The 25781-nt window shown below is 59.9% G+C and carries 23 protein-coding genes; 5 read left to right on the top strand and 18 right to left on the bottom strand.

The features are described from left to right. The first annotated feature begins 1 nt into the window (after position 1). Together QMK54_RS15925 and QMK54_RS15920 are read left to right on the top strand one after the other, a co-directional pair. A complete protein-coding gene (locus QMK54_RS15925; RefSeq protein ID WP_110659992.1) occupies positions 2-970 on the top strand; it encodes an ABC transporter ATP-binding protein in 969 nt (322 codons plus the stop codon). Further along, positions 970-1950, top strand: coding sequence for a peptide ABC transporter ATP-binding protein (locus tag QMK54_RS15920; protein WP_110659993.1), 981 nt, complete (start codon positions 970-972; stop codon positions 1948-1950). Before QMK54_RS15925 ends, QMK54_RS15920 begins: the two co-directional genes overlap by 1 nt. 105 nt (positions 1951-2055) lie before the next feature. Here the strand turns inward: QMK54_RS15920 and QMK54_RS15915 are convergent, their stop codons facing one another. From QMK54_RS15915 to QMK54_RS15900, 4 genes are all read right to left on the bottom strand, one after another. After that, the gene (locus tag QMK54_RS15915) at positions 2056-2439 is read right to left on the bottom strand and encodes a VOC family protein (protein ID WP_110663352.1); all 384 of its coding nucleotides are present in this window, start codon (positions 2437-2439) and stop codon (positions 2056-2058) included. Between the two features lie 24 nt (positions 2440-2463). Beyond that, a complete protein-coding gene (locus QMK54_RS15910; protein ID WP_320400841.1) occupies positions 2464-3576 on the bottom strand; it encodes an S-(hydroxymethyl)glutathione dehydrogenase/class III alcohol dehydrogenase in 1113 nt (370 codons plus the stop codon). A gap of 110 nt (positions 3577-3686) precedes the next feature. Continuing rightward, complete coding sequence (locus QMK54_RS15905; protein ID WP_223595472.1) at positions 3687-4655, bottom strand: ABC transporter substrate-binding protein; 969 nt, start codon at positions 4653-4655, stop codon at positions 3687-3689. A 125-nt stretch (positions 4656-4780) separates the two neighbouring features. Continuing rightward, entirely contained in the window at positions 4781-5620 is an 840-nt protein-coding gene (locus QMK54_RS15900; protein WP_223595470.1) for a hypothetical protein, read from the bottom strand. A 109-nt stretch (positions 5621-5729) separates the two neighbouring features. On the opposite strand from QMK54_RS15900, the gene QMK54_RS15895 reads away from it, so the two are divergent. Further along, positions 5730-6641 (top strand): LysR family transcriptional regulator, encoded by a 912-nt coding sequence (locus QMK54_RS15895; RefSeq protein WP_110658372.1) that lies wholly within the window; start codon positions 5730-5732, stop codon positions 6639-6641. Positions 6642-6700: 59 nt separating this feature from the next. On the opposite strand, the gene QMK54_RS15890 is transcribed toward QMK54_RS15895, so the two are convergent. The 13 genes from QMK54_RS15890 to QMK54_RS15830 form a co-directional block, all read right to left on the bottom strand. Beyond that, on the bottom strand, positions 6701-8356 hold the full coding sequence (locus QMK54_RS15890; protein WP_320400840.1) for an arylsulfatase: 1656 nt from the start codon (positions 8354-8356) through the stop codon (positions 6701-6703). A gap of 58 nt (positions 8357-8414) precedes the next feature. Continuing rightward, entirely contained in the window at positions 8415-9209 is a 795-nt protein-coding gene (locus tag QMK54_RS15885; protein ID WP_110658374.1) for a cyclase family protein, read from the bottom strand. Continuing rightward, on the bottom strand, positions 9187-10191 hold the full coding sequence (locus QMK54_RS15880; protein ID WP_320400839.1) for an NAD-dependent epimerase/dehydratase family protein: 1005 nt from the start codon (positions 10189-10191) through the stop codon (positions 9187-9189). The genes QMK54_RS15885 and QMK54_RS15880 overlap by 23 nt, the downstream gene beginning before the upstream one ends. A 10-nt stretch (positions 10192-10201) precedes the next feature. Beyond that, complete coding sequence (locus QMK54_RS15875; protein ID WP_320400838.1) at positions 10202-11185, bottom strand: fumarylacetoacetate hydrolase family protein; 984 nt, start codon at positions 11183-11185, stop codon at positions 10202-10204. Next, complete coding sequence (locus tag QMK54_RS15870; protein ID WP_320400837.1) at positions 11182-11763, bottom strand: cupin domain-containing protein; 582 nt, start codon at positions 11761-11763, stop codon at positions 11182-11184. The genes QMK54_RS15875 and QMK54_RS15870 overlap by 4 nt, the downstream gene beginning before the upstream one ends. Positions 11764-11776: 13 nt before the next feature. Beyond that, positions 11777-13024, bottom strand: coding sequence for an MFS transporter (locus tag QMK54_RS15865; RefSeq protein WP_320400836.1), 1248 nt, complete (start codon positions 13022-13024; stop codon positions 11777-11779). Continuing rightward, positions 13014-15482 carry an efflux RND transporter permease subunit gene (locus QMK54_RS15860; protein ID WP_320400835.1) on the bottom strand — a complete coding sequence of 823 codons (2469 nt, stop codon included), beginning with the start codon at positions 15480-15482 and terminating at the stop codon, positions 13014-13016. Before QMK54_RS15860 ends, QMK54_RS15865 begins: the two co-directional genes overlap by 11 nt. A gap of 4 nt (positions 15483-15486) precedes the next feature. Further along, complete coding sequence (locus QMK54_RS15855) at positions 15487-16581, bottom strand: WD40/YVTN/BNR-like repeat-containing protein (RefSeq protein WP_223595454.1); 1095 nt, start codon at positions 16579-16581, stop codon at positions 15487-15489. A gap of 62 nt (positions 16582-16643) precedes the next feature. After that, positions 16644-18032 (bottom strand): DUF1329 domain-containing protein, encoded by a 1389-nt coding sequence (locus QMK54_RS15850; RefSeq protein ID WP_320400834.1) that lies wholly within the window; start codon positions 18030-18032, stop codon positions 16644-16646. Between the two features lie 12 nt (positions 18033-18044). After that, entirely contained in the window at positions 18045-19742 is a 1698-nt protein-coding gene (locus tag QMK54_RS15845; protein WP_320400833.1) for a DUF1302 domain-containing protein, read from the bottom strand. Between the two features lie 44 nt (positions 19743-19786). Beyond that, positions 19787-20911: an FAD-dependent oxidoreductase gene (locus QMK54_RS15840; protein WP_320400832.1), complete on the bottom strand. Its 1125-nt coding sequence runs from the start codon at positions 20909-20911 to the stop codon at positions 19787-19789. Between the two features lie 87 nt (positions 20912-20998). After that, positions 20999-21409: a Rieske (2Fe-2S) protein gene (locus QMK54_RS15835; protein ID WP_223595445.1), complete on the bottom strand. Its 411-nt coding sequence runs from the start codon at positions 21407-21409 to the stop codon at positions 20999-21001. A gap of 9 nt (positions 21410-21418) precedes the next feature. Then, a complete protein-coding gene (locus QMK54_RS15830) occupies positions 21419-22348 on the bottom strand; it encodes a VOC family protein (RefSeq protein ID WP_223595440.1) in 930 nt (309 codons plus the stop codon). Between the two features lie 277 nt (positions 22349-22625). On the opposite strand from QMK54_RS15830, the gene QMK54_RS15825 reads away from it, so the two are divergent. Then, complete coding sequence (locus tag QMK54_RS15825) at positions 22626-23588, top strand: LysR family transcriptional regulator (protein WP_320400831.1); 963 nt, start codon at positions 22626-22628, stop codon at positions 23586-23588. A gap of 59 nt (positions 23589-23647) precedes the next feature. Further along, complete coding sequence (locus QMK54_RS15820; RefSeq protein WP_110658387.1) at positions 23648-24805, top strand: alpha/beta hydrolase family protein; 1158 nt, start codon at positions 23648-23650, stop codon at positions 24803-24805. A 487-nt stretch (positions 24806-25292) separates the two neighbouring features. Here the strand turns inward: QMK54_RS15820 and QMK54_RS15815 are convergent, their stop codons facing one another. Further along, the gene (locus QMK54_RS15815; RefSeq protein ID WP_110662107.1) at positions 25293-25679 is read right to left on the bottom strand and encodes a nuclear transport factor 2 family protein; all 387 of its coding nucleotides are present in this window, start codon (positions 25677-25679) and stop codon (positions 25293-25295) included. Positions 25680-25781 lie beyond the last annotated feature (102 nt).

The raw sequence follows: 25781 nt of genomic DNA, 5'->3' as shown, positions 1-25781 counted from the left end.
CATGTCATTGTTAGAAATCAAGAATCTCAACGTTCGCTTCGGCGACAAGAACGCCACGCCAGTAGTCGACGGCCTCGACCTGAAAGTCGACAAAGGCGAAGTACTGGCCATCGTTGGCGAGTCGGGTTCGGGCAAGTCCGTGACCATGATGGCGCTGATGGGGCTGATCGAGCATCCCGGCATCGTCACCGCCGACTCGCTCAGCTTCGACGGCAAGGACATGCTCAAGTTGAGCAATCGTCAGCGTCGGCAGATCGTCGGCAAAGACCTGTCGATGGTCTTCCAGGACCCGATGACCGCACTCAATCCGAGCTACACCGTCGGTTTCCAGATCGAAGAAGTGCTGCGCCTGCACCTGAAAATGTCCGGCAAACAAGCGCGCAAGCGCGCCATCGAACTGCTGGAGAAAGTCGAGATCCCGGGCGCCGCCAGCCGCATGGACGCCTACCCGCATCAACTGTCCGGCGGCATGAGCCAGCGTGTCGCGATCGCCATGGCGATCGCCGGCGAACCGAAACTGCTGATCGCCGACGAACCGACCACGGCACTCGACGTAACCATCCAGGCACAGATCATGGACCTGCTGCTGGCGTTGCAGAAAGAACAGAACATGGGCCTGGTGCTGATCACCCACGACCTCGCCGTCGTCGCCGAAACCGCCCAGCGCGTGTGCGTGATGTACGCCGGCCAAGCGGTCGAAGTCGGTCAGGTGCCACAGTTGTTCGACATTCCGGCGCACCCGTACAGCGAAGCATTGCTCAAGGCGATTCCGGAACACAGCCAGGGTGCCGCGCGCCTGTCGACCCTGCCGGGTATCGTGCCCGGTCGCTACGACCGTCCGCAGGGTTGCCTGCTATCGCCGCGCTGCCCGTATGTGAAAGACAACTGCCGTCAACAACGTCCGACCCTTGACCCGAAAAGCAACAGCCTCGCTCGCTGCTTCTACCCGCTGAACCAGGAGGTGGCGTAATGGCCGTCGTTCTTACCGCCCGCGACCTGACCCGTCACTACGAAGTGTCCCGTGGCATGTTCAAGGGGCACGCCACCGTACGCGCGCTCAACGGTGTGTCGTTCGAACTGGAAGCCGGCAAGACCCTCGCCGTCGTGGGTGAATCGGGCTGCGGCAAATCCACCCTGGCCCGGGCCCTGACGCTGATCGAAGAACCGTCCTCCGGCTCCTTGAAAATCGCCGGCCAGGAAGTCGCCGGTGCCGACAAGGCCCAGCGCAAGCAACTGCGCAAAGACGTGCAGATGGTGTTCCAGAGCCCCTACGCGTCGTTGAACCCACGGCAAAAAGTCGGCGACCAGTTGGCTGAGCCGCTGCTGATCAACACCAACCTGAGCGCCGCGCAACGTCGCGAGAAAGTCCAGGCGATGATGAAGCAGGTGGGCTTGCGGCCCGAGCACTACCAGCGTTATCCGCACATGTTCTCTGGCGGTCAACGCCAGCGGATTGCCCTGGCCCGAGCGATGATGCTGCAGCCTAAAGTACTGGTGGCGGATGAGCCGACCTCGGCGCTGGACGTATCGATCCAGGCACAGGTGCTGAACCTGTTCATGGACCTGCAGCAGGAGTTCAACACCGCCTACGTGTTCATCTCCCACAACCTGGCGGTGGTGCAACACGTTGCCGATGACGTGATGGTGATGTACCTCGGTCGCCCGGTGGAAATGGGCCCGAAGAACGCCATCTACGAACGCCCTCTGCACCCTTACACCCAGGCGCTGTTGTCGGCCACGCCGACCATTCACCCGGACCCGAACAAACCGAAAATCAAGATCGTCGGCGAGTTGCCCAACCCGCTGAACCCGCCACCCGGCTGCGCCTTCCACAAGCGCTGCCCATACGCCACCGAGCGTTGCAGCACTGAAGAACCGGCCCTGCGCCTGCTCGACAGCCGCCAGGTGGCATGCCACCACGCCGAGCAATTCCTCGACGGCGCGGCGTAAGAATGTGGGAGCGGGCTTGCTCGCTCCCTCAGTAACTGGCCGCAAAATACGTCGTGCTGGAGGTTGCTGGCCAGCTGAACCAACGCTGGCCTCTTCCCAAACGGCTTAAGCTGCTTTGAAGCAATACGCGGCCAGTTTGTTACCGTCCAGATCACGGGCATAAGCAGCATAGGCATTCGGTGCCCAGTCACGTGGCCCTGGCAAGCCTGCACATGTACCGCCAGCGGCCAATGCCGCGGCATGGAAGGCATCGATTGCGGCACGGGTTGGTGCCTCAAAACTGACGGTGACACCATTGCCAACGCTGGCAGGTGCGCCGTTTGCCGGTTTCAAAACGAAGAAAGACGGCGCGTTTTCGCCCCAGATCGAGCCATTGTTCTCCAGATCGGCGATGCGTTTCTGGCCGAGTGCGCCGAGTACGTTGTCGTAAAAACCACGGGCTTTTTGCAGGTCGTTGGTACCGACGGTGACATGGGTGAAGATGCTCATTTTGATGCTCTCTTGGTTAGTGGTTCAGAAATGGATAACTGTGCGAATGCTCTTGCCTTCCTGCATCAATTCGAAGGCCTTGTTGATGTCTTCAAGCCCCATGGTGTGGGTGATGAAGGTATTCAGCGGGATGTCGCCGGCCTGAGCCTTCTCGACATAGCTCGGCAACTCCGAGCGACCTTTGACGCCGCCGAAGGCGGAGCCGCGCCAGACGCGACCGGTCACCAACTGGAACGGTCGGGTACTGATTTCCTGGCCCGCGCCGGCGACACCGATGATTACCGACTCGCCCCAGCCTTTGTGGCAGCATTCCAGAGCCTCGCGCATGAGTTGGACGTTGCCAATGCATTCAAAGGAGTAGTCGACACCGCCTTCTGTCATCTCGACGATCACGTCCTGGACGGGTCGGTCGTAATCCCTGGGGTTGACGAAGTCGGTAGCGCCCAGTTGCCTGGCGATGTCGAACTTGGCCGGGTTGATATCGATCGCGATGATCCGGCCAGCCTTGGCCATGGTGGCGCCGATAATAGCTGCCAGGCCGATGCCACCCAGACCGAAGACCGCCACGCTGGCGCCCTCTTCCACTTTGGCCGTGTTGAGCACCGCGCCAATCCCGGTGGTCACTCCACAACCGAGCAGGCAAACCTGTTCCAGTGGAGCGTCCCGGGGAATCCTGGCCAGGGCGATTTCCGGCAGCACGGTGTATTCCGAGAACGTGGAGGTGCCCATGTAGTGAAAGATCGGCTGCCCCTCATAAGAGAACCGGCTGGTGCCATCCGGCATCAGGCCTTTGCCTTGAGTGGCACGGATCTTCTGGCAAAGATTGGTTTTGCCGGATCTGCAGAATTTGCATTCGCCACATTCCGGGGTGTAAAGCGGGATCACATGATCGCCCACCACCAGTGAAGTCACGCCCTCGCCTACCGCTTCGACGATACCGCCGCCTTCGTGGCCAAGGATGACGGGGAAGATCCCTTCGGGATCAGCGCCAGACAAGGTAAATGCATCGGTATGACAGACACCGGTCGCGATGATGCGCACCAGCACTTCACCGGCTTGCGGCGGCGCCACATCGATTTCGACGATTTGCAGAGGCTGGTTCGCCGCGAAGGCGACAGCCGCTCGTGATTTGATCATGTTCATGATTCCCGGACGCAAAGAGGCGCCACTTCTTGTGTAGAAGCAGTCAAGAGATTGAGTTCAGAGGGGCGTTGCAGAGTGCGGGCATCCTTGCCCTGGAGGCCCGGTTAAAGCGCTGCCTCGATTTTTTTGGCGGCGGTTTCGTCGACCCAGGCATGCCAGACTTCCGGGTGTTCCTTGAGGAACATCCTGGCCAGCTTCGGTGACTCGATGCGTTCGCGGGTCATCCTCGCCAGGTTCTGATTCAGCAGATCGATGGGAATATTGACCTTTTCCAGCACCGCGACCAGTTCGGGCGCCTGTTCATGAAAGGCCTTGGAGAGCCCGACCATGGTGACGACGTCTTTGTTGGCTCCGGTTTTTTCTTCCAGTCTTATCGCATCGATCTGCCCCATCAGCGGGGTCGGTGACCAGTAGTAGAACAGTACCGGCTCACCGCGCTTGTAGCTGGACAGGACCGCCGCATCCAATGCAGCACCGGTGCCCGGGCGGAAGTTGGTGAAGGTATTTTCCAGACCGTACTCCTTGAGCATCTCGGTATTGTCCTGCTCACAAATCCAGCCCGCGGGACAGTTATAGAACCGGCCCTTGGACGGCTCTTCTGCATCGTGAAAAACACTGGCGTACCTGCTCAGGTCGGCGACTGTCTTGAGGTCGGGTGCTTGCGCCGGTCGATTGCGTTTGGCGTCCCCCTCGACGACGTAACGCGGGACGTACCAGCCCTGGGTCGCACCGATGATCGGAGCGCCAACGCCGATGACCTTGCCGGCTGCCGCCGCCTTTTTCCAGACTTCGCTGCGCTCCATCCATTCTTCGCCAAACACCTGGATGTCGTTGGCGGCCAGGGCGGTCTCGAGAATGATGGTGTTACCCACCAATTGATCGGTCGCACAGCCATAACCATCCTTGAGCACGATCATCATGATGTCGGAGAGGAGCATCCCGCTCTCCCAGTTCAGGCCGGCAAACTTCACCGGCTTGCCCGACTCACACCAGCCTGCCGCCTGGCTTGACGCGCTACCGGCGAGCAGGCCAAGGGTGAGCAACGAGGCCAGCAACTTCTTCCTGCTTTTCATGATCAGACGCTCCGAATCATTATTATTGGGGGCAGCGAACTGTTGTGTGCGACACAGGAATAAACCAGCCGCAAACACGTGAAGCAAAGGCGTGAATCAATTGCATTTATTGTTATGGGTGACACTCAGACCAGTGGCTCGACCGTGGTGCGCCCGTAAAACAGTTGGCGGGCATAATCGCTGAATTCGACATTGGGTTGATCCACATAGGCGAACACTGCGTTGAGCCGCAACCGGTCCCCTTCCACCGGCGTTACCCGATGCAGTGAATAGCGACCTCGGAACAATGTCAGGGTGCCCGGCACTTGCGGCAGCACTTCCACCTGCTGTGTTTTCGGGTCATCGAGGAACTGCCTGACCGCGTCATGGCAATCGTCGTTTTCGTTGCGCAGCATGCGCACGTACTCGAAATCCCCACCGGCGCTCGCCGCCTGGAGGGACAGCGTGACACTGAAGTCGGATCGATCGAAATGCCATCCCAGCTGCTGTCCTGTGGTGAATCCCTGCAGGTTGAGGGCGGCCAACGGATCGGCATGCCGATAGAGCGCGTCGAGGTTGAGCACATCCTTGATGAAACACAGTACATCGTCCGACTCATAGATCTGCCGGATCGAGTGGTCGCCAGGAATGTCGGCATAAGCCACGGTGTCTTTCTCGGTGTCCATCAACCGTCGCAACGGATGCTGCGCATCGACGCCCTCCTCCTGGGGCTTGAAATAAACCGTGTGTTTTTCCCGAAAATGGAACATGCGCGGGTGCAGTGCGAGGGTTTGGTCCGCCATGGCGACAACCGATTGATCGCGAACGAACCCCGGGAAGATTGCAACGCCCTCCTGCCCCAGCAACGACTGGCTGTGAGCGACCAGTTCGAGGTAAGCGGGATGGCTGCGATCGGTAATGGGGTAACGCTCCAGGTCGACGATATCGCCCAGGGTCAATACAGGTGTGAAAGGCAGGGTAGTCATTGTTGTTGGTCTCCGGTGGGCTCTGCTGGATTCAGATTGCAACGGCACCAAAAACAAGTCACGCTCATAATTTTACGCAATTTTGTGAATTATTTTCAGGTCGCCTGCCATGAGACTGACGCTCGATCACCTTGTGATGTTGAAAACCCTGTCGGAAGTCGATTCGGTCACAGCCGTGGCCGAGCGTCTATGGCTGACGCCTTCGGCTGTCAGTCATCGTATTCGCGAAGCCGAGCGGCGGCTTGGGGTGAATCTGACGGAACGATCGGGCGGAAAACTGCGGCTCAGCCCTGCCGGTGTGCGCCTGGAGCGAGCCGCCAAGGACATCATCGCGATACTCAATGAGGCCGAGTCCGAGGCCCGGTCCATGGCCGGTGGCGTCACCGCTTTTGTACGCATGGGCGTCACCTCCTACGGTCCGTTTCGCTGGATTCCAAAATTCATCAAGCACTACTCCAGCCTTCGGCCCGACATCGAAATCACCCTGGTGACCGTGCCCCGCGATGACGTTTACGCGAGCCTGATGCAAGGCCGGCTCGACGTGTCCATCATCGATGACGGCATGGTGCCGAGTGGCGTGGCAAAACTGCCGCTGTTTCGCGATGACCTGATTGCGATCATGGCAACCGACCATCCCCTGGCGGGCAGGACGAATATCTACGCCGAAGACTTCAAGACCTACAACCTGGTGACCTACTCGACCGATCGCGCCAGCGGTTGGGAATACGACCGGTTCTTCGCCCCCGCCAGCATCTTGCCGCGCCGCATGATCACCGTGGAGTTGATCGAAGCCATCGTCGAACTGGTGCGTTCAGGCTACGGAATCAGCATCTTGCAACGCGACCTGGTGACCCCCAGTCTCGAGCGCGGGGAACTGGCGTGGGCCGCCCTGAATGACGGCCTGGATATCGCCTGGAACGCCATCGTCCGCCCTTCGGAGCGGGACGACAGTGAGGTCAATCAAATGGTCAGAGCGCTTGATGCCTGGATAAAGAATGCTGAAACACTTGGGCACCGCTAATAAAGTCGGGCGCTCAAACGTTCAATTCCCAACGTTCCGGAACACGCAAGGACTGAGGGTTAATGCGTCGCCAACACCACACCCACCTGCTCTGCATAGTTCAACCAGGCCTTCTTGAGTCGTTGCACCGTCTCAGGCTGGGAGGCAGCCAGGTCTGTGGTTTCGCCGCGGTCCTGTGCCAAATCAAACAATTGCCATTGCAATGGTTGCGCACTTGCGCCAAAGCCTGCCTGGGGTCGCAGGCCTAACAGCTTGAGATTGCCCTCTCGATAATAAGCATTGCCGAACAGCTCTCCGGCCAGGCTGTCGGTGCCGTGCGGGCTGCCATTACCGGCAAGCATTGACAGCATTGATTTACCGGTGATCGGGTGTTTACTCGTGTCCGTTGGCGCTTCGTTTGGCAATGCGATACCCGCCAGTTCCAAAAAGGTCGGTGCCAGGTCATCTACCCGCGCAACACCGCGCTCCATGCCTTGGCGACGCAGTGTCTTGGGCAGTTGGATAATCGCCGGCACGCTGATGCCGCCCTCGGCGGTGGTGCCTTTGAACAAGTGGAACGGCGCTGCGCTGACCTCGGCCCAGCGCAGGCCATAGTCGATCTGAGAACCCTTCTGCCCGAGGTTGGCAAAGCTATTGTCAGTGTGCGCGCCCGGCGGATAGAACTGGGTGTGGTTCTCCCCGGCCGCACCGTTATCCGACATGAACACGATCAACGTGTTGTCGTACTGCCCACTCTTGCGCAGATAATCGATCACCCGACCAATGTTATGGTCAAGGTTGTCGACCATGGCGGCGTAGATTTCCATCTTCCTCGCCTCGACACGCTGCTGTTCAGGACTCAACTGGTCCCATCCCGGCAACGTTGGATTGACCGGTAGCGGATTCGCAGGCTGGGCATCCCTGGCTATAAGGCCGAGGCTTTTCATCCGTTCGATCCGGGCCAGACGTACGCTGTCATACCCCTGGTCAAATTGTCCCTGGTACTTGTCCAGGTATTCCCTGGGTGCTTGTAGCGGCCAGTGCGGCGAGGTGTAGGCGGCGTAGGCGAAAAACGGCTTGCCGTCCTTTTTGCTGTCTTGCAGGTAGCTGATCAGCTTGTCGGTGTAGAAATCCGTGGAGTAAAAGTTGTCCGGCAACGTCACGGCCTTTCCGTTTTCGCGATAGTGCACTTGCTCGATTTTAGTCGGATCGACACTCGAGGGTTTGAAGTGTGCAGCACCGCCCTCAAGCAAAGTGAAAGACTGCTCGAATCCCCGTTGATCCGGACCTTGATCCGCCTCCAGTCCCAAGTGCCACTTACCCACCATCAGCGTGCTGTAGCCGCCTTTTTTCAGTAGATCGGCAATTGAATAGGATCGCTGGTTCAAATACCCCTCGTAACCTGGCTTGCCGCGTTGAAAGGGTTGCAGCGCTTCAGCCATGGTGCCGAGCCCGGCGAGGTGATTGTCGGTGCCGGACATCAGCATCGAACGCGTGATCGAACAGGTTGGCGCCGCGTACATGTTGGTGAACTGCACACCATCGTGGGCCAACTGATCCAGGGTTGGCGTACTGATGTCACCGCCATAGCTGCCCAGGTCGGAGTAACCCAGGTCATCGGCCACAATCAGCAGGATATTGGGCTGTGCAGATTCAGCGCTGGCCGCCATGACCAGACTGCTGCCCAACGCCAGCATGGCCGTCAATAAAGTTTGAGGCAGACGAAAAAGAGGCATGTTGTTTCTCTTATTGTGTTTTTGATCGAGGACTTTTCCTGCTGTTCCCCCAGGCGCCCTACTCTTCGAATATCGCTACCGCTCGCACAAACCCGGCCGACGCGTGCTTGATCTTGTAGGGGAAGCATGACACCACGAATCCACTGGCCGGCAGGGATTCCAGGTTGGCGAGCTTTTCCATTTGCCCATAACCGATATCGCGTCCGGCCTTGTGCCCTTCCCAGATGATCGAGGCATCGCCATCGGCTGCAAAGCGCTCGCGGGTGTACTTGAACGGCGCGTCCCAGCTCCAGGCATCGGTGCCCACGACCCGCACGCCACGTTCCAGCAGATACATCGTGGCTTCACGACCGATGCCGACGCCGGCATCGAGATAACCCGGTTGCCCGAACAACGCGCCGGCACGGGTGTTGATCAGCACGATGTCCAGCGGCTGCAATTGATGGCCAATTCGCGCCAGCTCGGTTTCAATCTCATCGGCGGTCACCACATGACCGTCCGCCAGGTGCCGAAAGTCCAGCTTCACGCCCGGTTGCAGGCACCAATCGAGCGGTAACTCGTCGATGCCAAATGCCGGCTGACCGCCGTCGGTGGTCGAGGCGTAATGCCAGGGCGCATCCATGTGCGTTCCGCTGTGGGTGGTGATGTGCAGACGCTCGGCCGCCCAGGATTCGTTGCCCGGCATCTGCTCGAGTTGCAAACCCGGGAACATCGCCGCCATCTCCGGCCAGCCTTGCTGGTGATCCATGTAATCGATTTTCGGCAACAACGGTGGCGGATCGGTGTAGGGATTATTGTCCAGGGTGACCGAGAGGTCGACGAGACGACGTTTAGGCTTGGTTGGCAATGACATCAAAGTTCTCTCCGGTGAGCGGCAAGCGTCGGGGGGCCGCGGGATTCAGGGAATTGCGCACCAGCGCGGCAGCGTTGCGGTCATGGCTGAAACCGGCAGCGCGCGCCTGCGGTGTTTTCAATGGCGGCATACGTCCGAACAATGCTTCCAGCTGAACGTCGGGCGCATGGCTGATCAATGCGCGGCGCTCCTGCCCGTAACGCTCAGCCAATGCATCGATGACCTGGGCAATCGACAAATGCAGCACCGGCAACTGCCACACCCGTTGAATTCCAGGCACGTCGCCATCGAGCTCCGCAGCGTGGATCAGGTTGTTCACGCAACAGCGGGCGGACATCCACCACGCCGTTGCCTCTGGCGAGACCGGGCATTGATAGGGTTCACCTTCGGCAAAGGCCCGCATCAGGTCGCTCATGAATGCAGAACGCAACCCGTTGGGTTCGCGAGGCCGGGCGACGATGCCTGGCAGGCGCAACACACGACCGTCCACATCGCCCCGCCGGGCAAGATCACTGATGGCGCTTTCCACCATGGCCTTGTGGGTGCCATAGGACAGTTCGGGGCGCAGCTCGGCAGACTCGCTCATGCGCGCCGGAAGATCCCCGCCGTACACCGCCACGCTGCTGGCGTACACCAAAACCGGCGGATGGCTTTTGTTGCGCAACTGGTTGAGCAATTCCAGGCTGGCCAGCAGATTGACCTGGTAGCCGAGTTCGTACTGTTCTTCTGCCGCGCCACCTGGAATGCTGACCAGATGGAACACCACGTCAATGCCGTCGGCCAATACCCGACGCATCAAGGCCGGGTCGGTCACACTGCCGAAATGACGGCGAAGACGGGTGTCGTCCGGCAAGTCCTGCAAGTCTCTATCCAGCACCAGTAACGTGCCAATGGCTTGCCCTCGCAAGTTGCCCTGCGCCAGCAGGCAACGCACCAGCTCTCGTCCGACAAAACCATTGGCACCGGTAATCAACACACGCATAAGCCGCTCCTCAGCCTTGGGCCTGAACGATGCATTGATCGATTGCGCCAAACAGCGACTGTCCATCGCTGCCCGTGACATCCATGTGCACGCGGTCGCCAAAGCGCATGAAGCCGGTTTGGGCGGCGCCATGCTCGATCATCTCGATGGCACGGCGCTCGGCGATGCACGCCGAGCCCGCGCTTCTTTCGGCGTTGGAGACTGTACCGGAACCCATCAGCGTACCAGCGCGCAGCCTGCGGGTGAGCGCGGCGTGAGCAATCAACTGACCGAAACTGAAGTTCATTTGCCCGCCGTGCGGATGACCAAACCACTGGCCATTCCAGTGCACCTGCAACGGCAAATGCACACGACCGTCGCGCCAGGCATCGCCCAGTTCGTCCGGTGTAATGGCCAGCGGCGCGAAGCTGGAGGACGGCTTGGCCTGCAAGAATCCAAAGCCTGTGCGCATTTCCCGAGGGGCCAGGGCGCGCAAACTGACGTCGTTGATCTGCAGGATCAGCTTGATATGTTGCTGCGCCTGCTCGGCGTCGCAGCCCATGGGCACATCATCCACCAGCACCACAAACTCGCCTTCGAAGTCGATGCCCTGACTCTCGCTCGGCAACGCGATATCGTCGCGTGCGCCAATGAAATCGTCACCGGCACCCTGGTACATCAGCGGCGTGTGTTCGACGCCGTCGATGGGGTCAAGATTGAATGCCTTCTGCATCAGCGCACCGTGGCTGAGAAAGGCCGAGCCATCGCACCATTGATAAGCGCGAGGCAGTGGCGCCATCGCCTCGACAGGGTCGAAGGCAAAGGCACCCGCCGCCTCGCCCGCATTCAACTGATTCGACAGCAGCTGCAAGCGCGGCTCGGCGCTACTCCAGTTCTCGATGGCTTCCTGCAAGGTGAGCGCCACGGAACGGGCATCCAGCGCCCAGGCAAGATCGCGCGAGACCACCACGAGCTGACCATCGCGACTGCCGTTTTTCAGGGTGGCGAGTTTCATGCCGATGCTCCCTTGCCGTTGCTCAGCTCAGCGGCATAACGCCCGTCGAGCAAGATGAAAACCATGCGCGCCATCGCTTCCGTGCGGTTGCTCCAGGCATGATTGGTACCGCGTTGAACCACCACGTCGCCGCGTTTGAGGTGCACTTCTTCCTCATCCAGCACCAGCCACACTTCACCTTCGGTGACGATGCCGTAGTCGAGGGTCTCGGTGCGGTGCATCAATTTATGTTTGGAGTCACGCTGGCCGGTGCCTGCATGGGATTCACCGATTTCGGCGAACACCGCCGCGGCATCTTCAGCGCTGACCTGGTTCTGCACGCTGTCCGGCGGAATATCCACCACCCGGATGACACTGCCCTGGGCCCCGGGACTGAGTTGCAGGGGCTTGTTGCTGGGGTCGCTGGCGTTGTCGAGCAAGGCCGGGCTGGTGGTGCTGTTCCACAGTTCATGAAACACCGTGCCCGGCACCGCCGAAAGCGGGAACACGTTCGGCGTCGGCCCGTTGCTGGCGACGATGGCCTGGCCTTGCTGATCGTGACCGGTGACCACTCGTTTGAATTCAGGAAGCGCTTGCATGGAAAATCCTCGTTCAATTTTTCTCGGCGATGGTCGAGCCACCGGCCACAACGTTCGCGTCGTGTAACAAACCACCTGACCTCGGCACGGCCAGACAAAACACCGCCACCAGCAGTTGCAGGCCACCCACGAGGGCCAATGCCTGAGGTAGCACCGTGGAGTCACCACGGGTCATGCCGAGAACCACGAGAGGGCTGATGAATTCGCCCGCGAAGATCGCGGCGGTGAAACACCCAGCCGCCCGCCCGCGCTGATGAAAACTGACGTGCGCCATAATCCAGGTGATCAGTGTCGGCAGCATCAAGCCGATGCCCAGGCCATTGATCGTCACCGCAACCACGACCTGCGTATGGGTCGCGGCAGCCGCCATCAATAACCCGCCAATGCCTGCAAGTACGTAGGCACTCAGCAGCAGATGCTGCCCTCGCATGCCACTGAACAATCGAAAACTCAGCGCACCGACCAGCACGCCCAGTTGGTTGGCACCCATGGTCATGCCTATTTGTTGTGGAGCATCGACGTGCAGCAGGTTGAGCAGATACCCGGCCTGCACCGGCACGATGAACAGGCTCAAACCTGCCAGCAGAGACAACACGTACAGGGGGGCGAGCCCGCGCCACGGGAATTTGCCGGTCGGCAATGGCTGCGTCGGTTGCTCAGGCTGCGTGCGGGCTTGCGGCTCCCACAGTTGCCAGGCCATCAGCGGCAGAAAAATCAAACCGACGGCGTACAACGCAAACGGCGTACGCCAGTCGTTCTGCCCCAGGAAGCCACCCAACGCGATGAATGCCGCAGCCGACAAAGACGTCGCGACCATCTGCAAGGCAAACAGACGCTCGCGTTTGGCACCGCTGTAGTAGTCACCCATCAGTGTGGTGCAGCAGGTCATGATCCCCGCCTCGGCCAATCCGATGCCAGCACGGCTGAGCACGATGGCCTGCAGCGACTCGAGCCAGAGCGGCAGCACGCCGCAGAGCACATACAGCACCATGCTCGCCAGCAGTAACGGCTTGCGCCCAAGTCGATCGGCGATCAGCCCGGCGAAGGGTGCCAGCAAGGCAATCACCAACGCTGGCAGCGTCAGTACGATGGGGACCAGCACGGCGCTGCCGTCGACGCTGGCAAAATGCGCCTGCATCCTCGGTAACACCGGGGCCAGCAACACGGCACCCAACACTGGCAAGCAGCTGCCCAACAGCAGCAATAGCGATTGCGCCAGTCCCGGCTGCCGAGCAGGTTTTACGAAGGTATCAGCGACCATGACAGTGCTCCTTGATTTGCAGGTGTTGAACGTGTGCGACCACTGCCTTCTCGGCACCCATCTCGTTGGGCATCGGCACAACGGCACCCTGCGCCTTGCTGCGTGCGGGTAACAGGAAGTACGCCAACGCCGGCAGCAACACCAATGCGCCAACCATGTTCCAGACAAACATGAACGCCAGCAGCACGCCCATGTCGGCCTGGAACTTGATGGGTGAAAATGTCCAGGTCGCCACGCCGATGGCCAGGGTGATACCGGTCAGCATCACCACCTTGCCGGTGGAAACCAGGGCGCGGTAATACGCTTCGGACAGGCTTTCCCCTTGGCGCAGATGCCCCAGGAGAATGCTCATCACGTACAACGCATAGTCGACACCAATGCCGACGCCCAAGGCGATGACCGGCAGCGTGGCGACTTTCACACCGATGTTCAGCCAGACCATCAACGCTTCGCAAAGGATGGACGTGAGCATCAGCGGAATCACCGCGCACAGCGTGGCGCGCCAGGAGCGGAAGGTGATCAGGCACAGCACAATGACCGCACCGTAGACCCAGACGAGCATCTCGCGGTTGGCTTGCTTGACCACGATATTGGTCGCCGCCTCGATGCCGGCGTTACCGGCTGCCAGAAGAAATTGCACCTCGTCGGTGTTGTTCTCGGCGGCAAATTTTTCCACGTGTTCGACCAGGCGGGTCAGGGTTTCCGCCTTGTGGTCGGTGAGATAGGCATACAGGGTCAGCAGGCTGCAATCTTCGTTGTACAACCCCCGCGGCGCACTGGCTGTGATCATGTTGAGCATCGCCTGATTATTCTGTAGCTCGTACCACTTCGGATTGCCCTCGCTGAGCCCGACCAGCATGCGCCGGTTCAGCAACGCCAGCGAGTTGGTCGAGTCAACGCCCGGCAAGGCGCGCAGTTGCCAGTCGAGGGCATCGACCTTGGCCAGAATGTCGTAGCGCGCACAACTGCTGGCGGGGGTTTTCACCATCACCGCGAACAGGTCGCTGCTCGCGCCGTAATGTCGGGTCAGAAAAGCATCGTCCTGGTTGTAGCGCGAGTCTGCACGCAGTTCCGGCGCACCGGCGTCGAGGTCACCAATTTTCAGTTGCAGGCTGACCAGAAAGCCGAGCGCTGCCAAGGCGAGGCTGATGGCGATGCACAGGCTGGCCCAGCGCCGATGGGTGAACAGGTCCAGAAAGCGCCAGAACCCATGGCGCTTCTGACCGCTTTGCTCGGCCTGTTCGCTCTTGAGGCTCAGTTGCGCGGCACGCGGTGTCACACCGACATAAGAGAGCAGGACCGGCAGCAGAATCAGGTTGGTGAAGATCAGCACCGCCACGCCGATGCTGGCGATCACTGCAAGGTCTTGAATAACCTGGATCTTGATCAGCATCAGCACCGCAAAACCTACGGCATCGCACAGCAGCGCTGTCAGCCCGGCGAGGAACAGGCGCCGGAAGGTGAATCGCGCAGCCACCACCCGGTGCATGCCACGCCCGATGTCCTGCATGATGCCGTTCATCTTCTGCGCGCCATGGCTCATGCCGATGGCAAACACCAGAAACGGCACCAGCACGGAGTACGGGTCTAACTGGTAATTCAACAATGGCAGCAGTCCGAGCTGCCAGACCACCGCCACCAGCGAGCACAGCACTACCAGCACCGTACTGCGCAGGCAGCGGGTGTACCAGAACAGCACGGCGGTGGTGATCAGGATCGCGACGGCGAAGAACAGCAGGATCTGCTTCAGGCCGGCGATCAGGTCACCGACTTTTTTCGCGAAACCGGTGATGCGAATATCGATGTCATCGCTTTGATAGGTGCTGCGCAGGGCTTCCAGTTGCCCGGACAAGACCGCGTAGTCCAGCGCTTTGCCGTCAGAGGTGGTTGCCAGCAACGGCACGTAGATGATGCTGGAGGTCTGGTCGAACGCTACCAGTTGACCGAGTTCGTTGGAGCGCTGCACATTGCGCCGCAGTGCATCGAGGTTGGCGGCGGTGCCACTGTAGTCATCCGGGACTACCGGGCCGCCGTCGAGACCGTCTTCGGTGACGGCGACCCAGCGCGTGGCCGGTGTCCATAGCGACTTCATGTACGCCCGGTCGACGCCCGGCAGCAGGTAGAGTTTGTCACTCAGTGCCTGCAAGGTTTTCAGGTACTCGGCGTCGTAGATATCGCCGTGTTTGTTGGCGACCACGATGCGCAGCGCGTTGCCTAAACCCGTGAGCTGCTTCTGATGCTCAAGGTAGTTCGCAATGTAGGGCTGTTGCGTGGGGATCATTTTTTCGAAGCTGGCATTGAGCTCGATACGGGTGGCTTGATAACCCAATACCAGGGTCGTCAACACACACACCAACAAGACCCACAGGCGGTGATTGAACAGCGTGCGTTCCACCACTGAACCGGAGCGTGGATCGAAATTCGCCAGGCTTGCCATGGCGTTGTCGAATGACTTCATAACCTCACTCCGAAGCGTTGGCGATTGACGGCGACAGGCGCGTCAATCCAGTGAAACCCGCCAGCGTCAGGCTGCCGTCGGCGGCCTGGATAACACTGGAGACGGGCTTGCCGAGCGGTTTGCCGATAGGCTTGAGCATTGCGCCGGGCGGGTTGTCGGTGCGAAACAAGGCGCCACTCTGATTGACCAGCAACAACTGGCCGTCGTCGGTACGGATTGCATCACTGAAAGACACCGGCATCGTCACCGGCGCAGGCTGGAAGCTCTGGCCCAGGTCGCTGGAGACAAACGCATTGCCCTTCAACCCGGCCACCAGCAAGACGCCGTCATCGCGCATCTGCACGGTAAAGAAGCTGCCCGTGTAAGGGCTTTCCAACTGCGCGAATGAATGACCGGCGTCGTCGGAACGAGCGAGGTAGCCCTGCTCGCCCGCCAGGAACCAGTGTTGTCCCTGTTGGGTGATCGCAGACAAGTGCGCACCCATCGGGTTATCGATGTTGCCCATGATGGATTGCCAAGTGACGCCGCCATCGTCGGTGCGAAAGGCAAGGCCATACGCCCCCACGATCAAGCCGTGTCGGGCGTCCACGAATTGCACGGCTAGAAACGGCTTGTCAGCGCCCTCGCCGGCCAGTCGTTCAGCCGTTTGCACCCGCGCGGCGGCCGCTTCCTGGTCGTTGGCCGAAGGCAGTTGCTGACGAGCGGCTACCAGTTCTAGCTGTGCAGCACGCAGGCCATCGAGTTGCACAGCCCAGTGCTCACCGCCGTCATGGGAGACCAATACGACACCCGCATGCCCGACGGCCCAGCCCGTATTCGCGTCGATGAACTGCACGGCCGTAAGGCTGACGGAAACCGGTACCGCCGTTTGACGCCAGCTCACGCCGTTGTCATCGGAAAGCAGCACGATGCCCCGCTCACCCACCGCCACCAACCGCGCACCCGCACGGGCCAGGTCCAGCAACACCGCGGATTTCGCTTGCGGCGCCTGCATCGCCGGCGTATCGAGCGTGTCGCCCACCGCAGCGGCATGCGCCAGGCTCAACGGCAACGCCATAAGACACATGAGCCGACCCACCACCTGACAGATTCTGTTCATTACCGACCTCGACAAACCGTTTGAAACCGGATCACGGTCCACTCACCGCGATCCGGTCTGTCTCAACGAACCCCGGCACCCGCCATTGCCGCCGGCGAAAATTCGGAGGCCTTGTAGCGATCCACCATGCCGTACTGTTCTGGCAGGCCTGTGTAGACGTTCTGGATAAACCAGGCGCCGGAGGTCAGGTCGTAAAAGCCCGAGGACAATTGCGCTTGCGCGGGCAGGTCCGGAAGTACCGCCGGCAACGACCACAACGTTTTGGCCAGTTGGCCGTTAGCGTCCCAGCGGTCGCCCAGCATGGCTTGCCAGGTGTCCTCATCGAGGTAGTAGCGGCCCTTCGGCAATTGGTGACGCTTGCCCGGTGCCAGGTCCGCTTCCACGACCCAGACGCGATGCAATTCCCAGCGCACGTAATCGGGATTCATGTGGTGAGCGAGGAACAGGTCTTCAGGTTTGGCGGCGGTTTGCACCTTGTTGGTGTTGTAGGGGATGTACATCTCCTGCTTACCCACCAGTTTCCAGTTGAAGCGGTCCATGCGGCCCTGGAACACGCTCAACTCGTCGAACGACATCACCCCGGCAGTCGCCGGTGTCGGCGTATCGCAGCAGGCATTGGGCAGCTTGCGCACACGGCGCTGGCCGGTCAGGTACACGTGCGCCTGGGACAGGTCGCCGTTGATGTTGGTGCGGCCCATGATCTGCTCGCCGGCGCGTAATGGCGGACCAACGTTGAGCAGCCGGAACAGCCAATAGTCACCGGCAAACGACTCTGGCGTCCCTTCCTGGTAGTAATACGGCATCTCCTGAATGGCCTGGCCGTCGGTGGTCATCACCTGCTTGCCGTCTGCAGTCATCAGGTAGTGACGAAAATGCATCGACACTGAGGTGCCACGCCAATTCAACACGTGGTTCCACATGGCTTCGGCGCCGTTTTGCGGGATCGGAAACGGGATGCCGCCAAAGGCGCCTTCAGGTACCGGACCTGCGCTGCTGTCCACCAGTTTGGCGCGGGTGGCGTTTTTCAGGGTGTTGTCATACACCCATTGCGGCGCGGCGGCGGTGCGCCGTGTCGGGTAAACGTCGATGCGATAAGTGTCCGGGAAACGCTTGAACATTTCCTTGGTGCCGTCGCTGAGTTTGCCGGCGTATTGCGCCAGGTTTTTCGAGGTGATGCTCAACAGCGGCTTGTCAGCGGCGAACGGGTCGCTGCGCTTGCCGCCTTCTTTGAACGAAGGGTCGACCTTGGTGTAGCCACCGTCCCAGGCGGGAATCGAGCCGTCAGCGTTACCGGCGCGCTCGGCCCCGAACGGTGTCAGGTTTTTCGACAGTTTGGCCGCGTCTTCAGCCGTCGCTGCCAATGTCACCTGACTGCAAATGGCCAGGCTTCCGAGCAGTGCCAAGCCAAGGGCTTTGAGCTTGAAGGCTGCGGTTTTCTTGTTGTGGGTCATGCGCAAGTCCTCTTAAAACGTGGTCTTGACGGAGAAAGCCAGGTAATCCCGGTCTTTCAGCGATTGCTTGTAATTGAACTGGCTGGCGGCGTTGAGGTTGGTGTCTTCGGCGCCGTAGTAATGCGTGTAGGTCAGGCCGGCGGTGACGCGATCCAGGTAAGTGGCGGTGATGCCGATGTTCATGTCGCCGCCGTTGTCCGGGCCGAAGGAGCTGACAACGGCCGATTTGCCCAGCGGGAAGTAGCTGAGGCCAACCGGGAAACTGATGTCGATGCCGGAGAAGAGTTGGCGGTAGGTCGGGGTGTAGACCACCTTGAACCCGAGGCCGTCGTCGGTGGCATTGGGGTCGAGGGCGGCACGGTTTTTGGTGACGCTCAGCAGTCGGTTCCAGGCGATCTCGCCGATCAGTCCCGATTCCCTGGCAAGGAAGTTCGGCCCGAACGAGGCCAGCACGTTGAGGTTGACGTGGGCAGTACGGCCGACCGCGTAGAGGGCGTCGTCATCGTTGTCAGCCACGACCCCGGGCAGAACGGTTTGACCGTTGGAAACCAGCGGCATGTTCCAGCGCATCGAGGCTTCACCGGCGAAGCTGTACTCATCAACCGTGGTAGAAAAACTGGCGCCGAAGGCACGAATGTCTTCCGGGTAGACCCAGTAGTATTCGCCGATCTGGCCCGTGCTGAAGTTCGGTGCACCGGCGGAGGGCTTGAGGTACAGCTTGGGGGTTTTGTCGTGATACTGGATCGCGTACAGGCCGTACTCGACCGTCTCGGCGCTGTACTTCAACTGCAAACCGCCCTGCCCCGAACTTCTTGCTTCCTTGTCATTGCCGTGGAAGAACGCCGCCGGACTGCCGGGATTGCCACCGAGAAACGCAGGGAATGGCGCCCCCACGATCAGGCGTTCGTTGCCTTCACCAATGGTGTCGCTGGTGGAGAAATAACTGCCGGCACCTGGCAGGCGTGTCTCTTCCCATTCCAACTGGTAGTAGGCACCGAGCGACACGTCGTCGGTCAGCTGAAAAGTCCCCGACAGTTGATTGACCGGACGGGTGATTTCCTTGAACTGGGTGTTGGGTACGGACTGCGCCTTCACCACGTCGACCGGGCCCATGCCACCGGCAATCCCGTTGGCCCCGAAGAACAGGCTCTCACCCCAGATCAAGCCGTGGCGGCCCGCGCGCAAGGACGTGGCGTGATCGGCCAGCTCGCCGTTCCAGTACACGAATGCATCGAGCAATTCACCGTCACCGCCATGCAGGTGACGGGTGTCATCGGTGAATTCGTCGTAGGCTACGGAACGGGCGTTGGCACGCGCCGGATCGTCGTTGTCATTATCGTGTTGATATTCGGTGTCGTACCAAGCGGCACCACTGACGCGCGCACCGACGTTCTTGAACGACATATCCAGTTCGGAGAGGATGTCCGTGCGATTGGAAATCAGGCCTTTTTTGAACGCCCGATCGCCATCGTCCTGGTTGAGTGACACCTGCCCTTCGGTCAGTTTGCTGCTGGGGTTTTGGGTGCGCCATGCGGCGCTGTACTTCACTGTGTTATCCCAGCGCAGGTTGAAATCCGGATTACCGGTGTCGACCTGAAAGGCATGGGCAGCCTGGCTGCACAGCACCAGCGCAGCGGCCAAGGTGAAACCAAAGGGTGCAGACGTGCAGACCGGGCGGCGCGCAAGCACCGCAGTCGTGGAACTAACCATCGCGTTAACCTCTTGTTTTTATAGTGGTAACTGCTGTGGGTGAATCAAATGGGCTCGGCCGTCAGCGCAAGCATCTGCTTGACCAATCCGATCCGATCGAACTCGCGGTCGTGCTGCATTTCCTTGTCGCCAGCCAACACCGAGCTTTCGCTGATGTACTTGCAACGCTCGAACCGGCGCGCCATGAAGCGCTGGAGAACCTGCTCAATGCTGCCGTCGCCAGTCAGTTCTTCACTGAGTACGATGGCGTCTTCGATCGCCATGCCCGCGCCCTGCCCCAGATGTGGCGTGGTCGCATGGGCAGCGTCGCCGATCAACAGGACACGACCGCGGTACCATGGCTCGTTGACGAAGACCACCTCCATGGGCTTGTAAACCACTTGGCTGCTGTCGGTGATTTGTTCACGCAACTGACCAATGAGGCCGGTGAAACCTTGCAAGCGCTGACGCATCTGCTCGGCCAGCGTCTGAGGGTCCATCCAGGGATTGGACGGTTCGTGGGAGGTGAGGAACAGGTACATCAAGTCACCGGCCAACGGCACCAGGCCGGCGTTACCTTCAGCGCTCTGGTAGTTGGCGAGGTGATCGATTTGCGGATCGCGAGGGAAGTTGTAGCGCCACACCGATTGCCCCGTAAACCTTGGTTTGTAAGTGTCACCAAACAGCAGGTCGCGCACTTTGGAGAACAAGCCATCGGCGCCCACCACAAGGTCGTAGTCACCGCGGCTGCCATCGGTGAACAACACGTCGACGCTGTCACCCTGGTCATTCAGGGTTTCCACACTGAGCCCCAGGCGTACTTTGGCGCCCAGCTCCAGGGCGGTTTCACTGAGGACTTTATGCAGTGCCAGACGTGAAATACCGACGTTCGCCGGGTAGGCAGGCCCCGCCAGGCGCTGGCCCGGAATACGCGCCAATTGCTGGCCGGCCGGGCCATAGATGGCGACATCTTCAAAGGCATACGCCGCATCGAGATAACCGTCGAGCACGCCGAGCTTGGCCATTTCGCGAACGACGTTGCTTTGCTGGATGATCCCGACACCGTAAACGGTCCATTCTGACTTGAGTTCGATCAGATCGACTTCAATGCCCTTGCGTCGCAGTGCAATGGCCGCACACAAACCACCAATACCACCGCCCACGATCAGAACTTTGTTCACTGCACTCATGGCTTACTCACTTTTTATTCTTGTGATTCGATGCAGCGCCGGGCACTGCGTCGTCAGGTTCAGCTTCCCGTCAAAGCAGGGATTTGACTAATCGCGAGTAGGGATGCGATGTATCGCCAAACGCGATACCTCAACCAACCCTGACAACGCCGTCGCTACAGGCATTTGCAGCACCACCCAACCCTCCTCCAGGCGCCATGGCAACGCGTCCAACTGTTGGCCCAGACACGGGCCGTAGACACATTCGCCAGTGCCCGGAAGAAACTGCGCACCGTGGGCGTAACAGACGATCAACCGACCATCAGCCGACAAAAACCGGTCCTTGCGGTACTCCAGGCGCACATCCAGATGCGGGCAACTGTTGCGATAAATCCGCACCTGCCCCTCGTGCACCAGTGCAAAGACACTGTCCCTGCCGCGCTGCAATGGATCGAATCCACGCGCCTGCCCTTCTGCCAATTCGTCCATCCGGCACAGGAAAAAATCGCTGTGGTCCATGACAGATACCTACCGGGGCGGGCCGCCCGGCGCCCATTTTTCCTTCGAGGTAAACAGGAACAACTGCGAGTTGTCCGCCGACAGCGGTGCGCGGCGCGCCTCCCAGGCGTCATCGTGTTTGTCCATGTCGGCGTCGTATTCGATGTGGCAGCCCAGCGGACTGTTGAAGTACCAGAACCAGTTGGAGCCAAAGAGGTGACGGCCAGGGCCCCAGAAACTGGTCCAGCCTTTTTGCTCGAAGCGCGTACCGGCCAGCAACACTTCAGTGCCGCTGCCCATGTGGAAGGTGAAGTGTTCGCAACCCTTCATGTGCGGCGGGGTCTGGATCATGAACAGGCAATGGTGATCATCGGAACCCGCAGGGCGCATGAATGGCCCCGCGCCGATGAAGGTGTCGGTGGTCCTGAAGCCCAGGCGTTCGGCGTAGAAGGCTTCGGCCTTGGCGGCATCAGGGACGAAATACACGACGTGCGACAGCGTGCGTGGCACCGCAGCCATTTCGAGGGTGATGCCTGGCTGGTTAAGCGGACGCTGTGGTGCGTGGCCGGCAGCATTGGTCAGGTCATCCGGAGCGTTGAAGGACTTGCGAACGCTGACCTGGAAAGCAATTGCAAAACCCATGTCGTCGACGCTGTGCAGCACGCCGTTTTCACGGGTGACCTGACGGTCTCGTGCCAACTCGTCTTCGATGGCGTCAAGGTCAGCCGCGCTGGCGACGCCGTAGATGGTTTCGCGAATCGACGGTGCCGGACCGATGGCCACCGGCAGCGTCGGATCGTCCGCACGGCGAATGATCACGGCCGTGCCGTCCAGTGCTTCAAAACGCCCGCCATTGCTGTCGACGTCAACCGGCGCCAGGCCGTAGTCACGCAGGCAATCGGTACAGGCTTGGATATCATCGACGCCAAAGATCAGGGCATCAAGGCCAATGATGTTCATCGCTACCACTCCATTGAAATTAGTATCCGGAAGCAGGCACCGAGGGCTCGACAGGCCCGTCAGCGATGCATGGAATCCGGTGGTGGTGTCGGCAACAAGTCCGACTGCGGCGAAGATTGCCGTGCGGTTTGGCAGCTGACTAATCGCAAGTGGGGATGCGACCTATCGGAAAACGCGATACCTGAGTGCGCTGGGTAACGGCTCACGGGCGGGGTTGACGTGACGATGAATTAACCGGAATGTATCGTGAAAATAAATACAAGACCGGACATGCCTGATGCGTTTCAACCACCTGGACCTGAATCTCTTGGTCGCACTCGATGTACTGCTCGAAGAGCAGAACATCACCCGCGCCGCCGAACGCCTGCACATGACGCAGTCCGCCACCAGCGGCGTATTGGGACGCCTGCGTACCTATTTCGAGGACGAACTGCTGGTGCAGGTGGGGCGTAAAATGCAGCCCACGCCTTACGCGCAGGAGCTTGCCAAGCCCATCCGCGAAGTGCTGCTGACGATCCAGTCGTCGATCACCGCCAAGCCAGTGTTCGACCCAACGACCAGCAAACGACACTTCCGCCTTGTGACCTCGGATTATCTGATCAGTGTGCTGTTTGCCCAGGTGATTCAGAAGATCCATCAGGAAGCGCCCCACATCACCTTCGAGATGCTCGGCCCTGGCGACAATTCCGGTGAATTGCTGATTCGCGGCGAGGTCGACCTGATGATCGTGCCTGAGCGCTACATCATTGACGGCCACCCCCACAAGCTGCTGTTCGAAGAGGAACACGTCTGCGTGATCTGGCAAGGCAATACCCAGGTCGGCGACAGCCTGACCCTTGAGCAGTACATGGACATGGGCCATGTGTCTGTCGGCTTTGGTCGCAGCCGGCACTTGAGCATCGAAGAATGGTTCATGAACCAGTACGGATTCAATCGCCGTATCGAAGTCATCACCAACGACTTCAACACCCTGCCGCAACTGGTCGTCGGCACCCAGCGCATCGCGACCATGCACCAGCGTCTGGCGCGGTTGTACGCCGAGCACCTGCCGCTGCGCATCCTCAATCCTCCGGTAAAGATTCCGGTCATGCGCGAGGTCATGCTCTGGCACCGCAGCGTCGACGGTGACCCCATGCATCGTTGGCTGCGTGAACGCATCAGCGAATTCATCCAGCATCTTGAGCATGATCATATCGCCGCTCGCGATACCTCCCATCCCGAGTCACGATTGGCGCATTAGTCGGCGCGTCCTTAACGTGCCTTGTGAACGTCAAGGCAACCACAAGGACAACAACAATCATGTTCCGTTATTTCCCGACCAATTACGTGTGGAATCTCTCCGTCGACCTGGCCATCGAGATGGGTGCCCGCATGGGCGAAATCGAAGAGATGTGCGCGCCGCTGCAGGAAGCCGCCCAGCAGCCAGACGCTGCTGGAACCAAGGCGTTTCGCCAAACCTGGGCGAAGATGGCCGACAAGCTCTGCGGCCTGGCCGAAGAAGATGAAGGCCATGGACGCCTGCTGTCCGCCGGCGAAAAATACAACCGCGCGGCCACCTACTACCTCACCTGTGAACGGTTGCAGGCGCATGGCGCGCCGGGCCGGACAGAGCTGTACCAGCGTTTTTTGCAGACCTTCAAACGCGGTATCGAACTGTCTCGCGAGAATTGTGAACGCGTAGAAATCCCCTACGAGGGCAAACACATTTCCGGCTTGCTGGTGCGTGCTGAAGGCGTGAGCGGCCCGGCCCCGATCCTGGTGCAGGTCAACGGACTGGATTCGACCAAAGAAATGAAATATCGCGTCGGACTGCCGGCGTGGTTGGCCAAGCGCGGTATTTCATCGTTGATCATCGACCAACCCGGCACGGGAGAAGCACTGCGTCTGCATAACCTGGTCGCACGTTTCGACAGTGAACATTGGGCCAGCCGGGTGGTCGACTGGCTGGAAACCCGTAGCGATGTGGATGCCAAACGTATTGGCCTGGAGGGTGTCTCGCTCGGCGGCTATTACTGCCCACGTGCGGTTGCGTTCGAGCCACGGTTTGCCTGCGGTGTGGTGTGGGGCGCCAACCATGACTGGCGCGATGTGCAAAAGCGTCGTCTTGAAAAAGAAGGCAGCTTCCCGGTTCCGCACTATTGGGCGCACGTGTGCTGGGTGTGGGGGGCGAAAGATATGGATGAGTTCATGGCCATCTCCGAAAACGTGCACCTGGATGGCGTATTGGATCGCATCAAGGTTCCGTTCCTGGTGACCCACGGTGAAAAGGACTCACAGATTCCACTGAAGTGGGCGCATCGCACTTACGAGCAACTGGTCAACAGCCCAAAACGAGAGCTTAAAATCTTCACCGAACGCGAAGGCGGCGTGCAACATTCCAGCTTCGACAACAGCATCAATGCGGGTCATTACATCGCCGACTGGATTGCCGAAACATTGGGCGGCCACACCGCGTAACCTGCTCCCTCTACAAACTCGCTTGCCAGCGATGGCGGCATCACATTCGCCATCGCCAGCAAGCCGGCTCCTACAGACTTGTGTGATGCCAACCAATCCGAACTCACCCACGACCCTGTAGGCGCTGGCTTGCCGGCGATGGCGGCATCACATTCGCCATCGCCAGCAAGCCGGCTCCTACAGACTTGTGTGATGCCAACCAATCCGAACTCACCCACGACCCTGTAGGCGCTGGCTTGCCAGCGATGGCGGCATCACATTCGCCATCGCCAGCAAGCCGGCTCCTACGGATTTGTGTGGTGCCAAACAATCCAAGCGCACCCACGATCCTGTAGGAGCTGGCTTGCCAGCGATGGCGATGTCACATTCGCCATCGCCAGCAAGCCGGCTCCTACGGATTTGTGTGGTGCCAAACAATCCAAGCTCACCCACGATCCTGTAGGCGCTGGCTTGCCGGCGATGGCGTTTTGTCGAGCGCCGAACGAGCTCAGTTGGGTCCTCGGGTACCCTGGAAGGAGGTGATCTGCCACCCTTGCTCGGCAAACGCCCAGACCTGCGTGGCAAAGCCCTCCCCGCGAATCGACTGGTCACCGCCCCGCTTACGCAATGTGTTGCACTGCGTACCGGTCATGACCGCCAAGCCTTCGCCGTAAAAGCGGATCAGCAATTCACCCCGCTCGATGTCCAGATACTGGACGGCGCTTTTCGCGTACTCCAGATATTGCGCCTTGTCTTGCACCAATCCCGTGGTATGCACATACACCAGATCATCGGCGAACAGGTCTGCGACACGCGAATAGTCTTCCTCTACCAATGCCCGGCGGCGCTCTTGCTCAAGTGCCAGGAGTTCAGCTGTTACGGATGCGGTGGTCATGGGGACTGCTCTCAATGGATGATGAGCGCGCACCATAGACGCCCGATCAGGCTCATAAAAAATCGCCAATCACGATGCCTGTCATCGTCACTCGCGATACCC

Source organism: Pseudomonas sp. P5_109, assembly GCF_034009455.1.
Classification (GTDB): Bacteria; Pseudomonadota; Gammaproteobacteria; order Pseudomonadales; family Pseudomonadaceae; genus Aquipseudomonas.
This window is presented reverse-complemented; position numbering and strand designations above follow the sequence as displayed.

What these genes read in the sequence shown, in the direction of transcription:
- QMK54_RS15870 (WP_320400837.1), bottom strand. Translation starts at nt 11,763, where the DNA reads ATGCAAGCGCTTCCTGAATTCAAACGAGTGGTCACCGGTCACGATCAG.
- QMK54_RS15860 (WP_320400835.1), bottom strand. Translation starts at nt 15,482, where the DNA reads ATGAAGTCATTCGACAACGCCATGGCAAGCCTGGCGAATTTCGATCCA.
- QMK54_RS15835 (WP_223595445.1), bottom strand. Translation starts at nt 21,409, where the DNA reads ATGGACCACAGCGATTTTTTCCTGTGCCGGATGGACGAATTGGCAGAA.
- QMK54_RS15830 (WP_223595440.1), bottom strand. Translation starts at nt 22,348, where the DNA reads ATGAACATCATTGGCCTTGATGCCCTGATCTTTGGCGTCGATGATATC.
- QMK54_RS15925 (WP_110659992.1), top strand. Translation starts at nt 2, where the DNA reads ATGTCATTGTTAGAAATCAAGAATCTCAACGTTCGCTTCGGCGACAAG.
- QMK54_RS15825 (WP_320400831.1), top strand. Translation starts at nt 22,626, where the DNA reads ATGCGTTTCAACCACCTGGACCTGAATCTCTTGGTCGCACTCGATGTA.
- QMK54_RS15915 (WP_110663352.1), bottom strand. Translation starts at nt 2,439, where the DNA reads ATGAGCATCTTCACCCATGTCACCGTCGGTACCAACGACCTGCAAAAA.
- QMK54_RS15875 (WP_320400838.1), bottom strand. Translation starts at nt 11,185, where the DNA reads ATGAAACTCGCCACCCTGAAAAACGGCAGTCGCGATGGTCAGCTCGTG.
- QMK54_RS15895 (WP_110658372.1), top strand. Translation starts at nt 5,730, where the DNA reads ATGAGACTGACGCTCGATCACCTTGTGATGTTGAAAACCCTGTCGGAA.
- QMK54_RS15855 (WP_223595454.1), bottom strand. Translation starts at nt 16,581, where the DNA reads ATGAACAGAATCTGTCAGGTGGTGGGTCGGCTCATGTGTCTTATGGCG.
- QMK54_RS15840 (WP_320400832.1), bottom strand. Translation starts at nt 20,911, where the DNA reads ATGAGTGCAGTGAACAAAGTTCTGATCGTGGGCGGTGGTATTGGTGGT.
- QMK54_RS15865 (WP_320400836.1), bottom strand. Translation starts at nt 13,024, where the DNA reads ATGGTCGCTGATACCTTCGTAAAACCTGCTCGGCAGCCGGGACTGGCG.
- QMK54_RS15910 (WP_320400841.1), bottom strand. Translation starts at nt 3,576, where the DNA reads ATGATCAAATCACGAGCGGCTGTCGCCTTCGCGGCGAACCAGCCTCTG.
- QMK54_RS15815 (WP_110662107.1), bottom strand. Translation starts at nt 25,679, where the DNA reads ATGACCACCGCATCCGTAACAGCTGAACTCCTGGCACTTGAGCAAGAG.
- QMK54_RS15905 (WP_223595472.1), bottom strand. Translation starts at nt 4,655, where the DNA reads ATGAAAAGCAGGAAGAAGTTGCTGGCCTCGTTGCTCACCCTTGGCCTG.
- QMK54_RS15820 (WP_110658387.1), top strand. Translation starts at nt 23,648, where the DNA reads ATGTTCCGTTATTTCCCGACCAATTACGTGTGGAATCTCTCCGTCGAC.
- QMK54_RS15890 (WP_320400840.1), bottom strand. Translation starts at nt 8,356, where the DNA reads ATGCCTCTTTTTCGTCTGCCTCAAACTTTATTGACGGCCATGCTGGCG.
- QMK54_RS15920 (WP_110659993.1), top strand. Translation starts at nt 970, where the DNA reads ATGGCCGTCGTTCTTACCGCCCGCGACCTGACCCGTCACTACGAAGTG.
- QMK54_RS15900 (WP_223595470.1), bottom strand. Translation starts at nt 5,620, where the DNA reads ATGACTACCCTGCCTTTCACACCTGTATTGACCCTGGGCGATATCGTC.
- QMK54_RS15885 (WP_110658374.1), bottom strand. Translation starts at nt 9,209, where the DNA reads ATGTCATTGCCAACCAAGCCTAAACGTCGTCTCGTCGACCTCTCGGTC.
- QMK54_RS15880 (WP_320400839.1), bottom strand. Translation starts at nt 10,191, where the DNA reads ATGCGTGTGTTGATTACCGGTGCCAATGGTTTTGTCGGACGAGAGCTG.
- QMK54_RS15850 (WP_320400834.1), bottom strand. Translation starts at nt 18,032, where the DNA reads ATGACCCACAACAAGAAAACCGCAGCCTTCAAGCTCAAAGCCCTTGGC.
- QMK54_RS15845 (WP_320400833.1), bottom strand. Translation starts at nt 19,742, where the DNA reads ATGGTTAGTTCCACGACTGCGGTGCTTGCGCGCCGCCCGGTCTGCACG.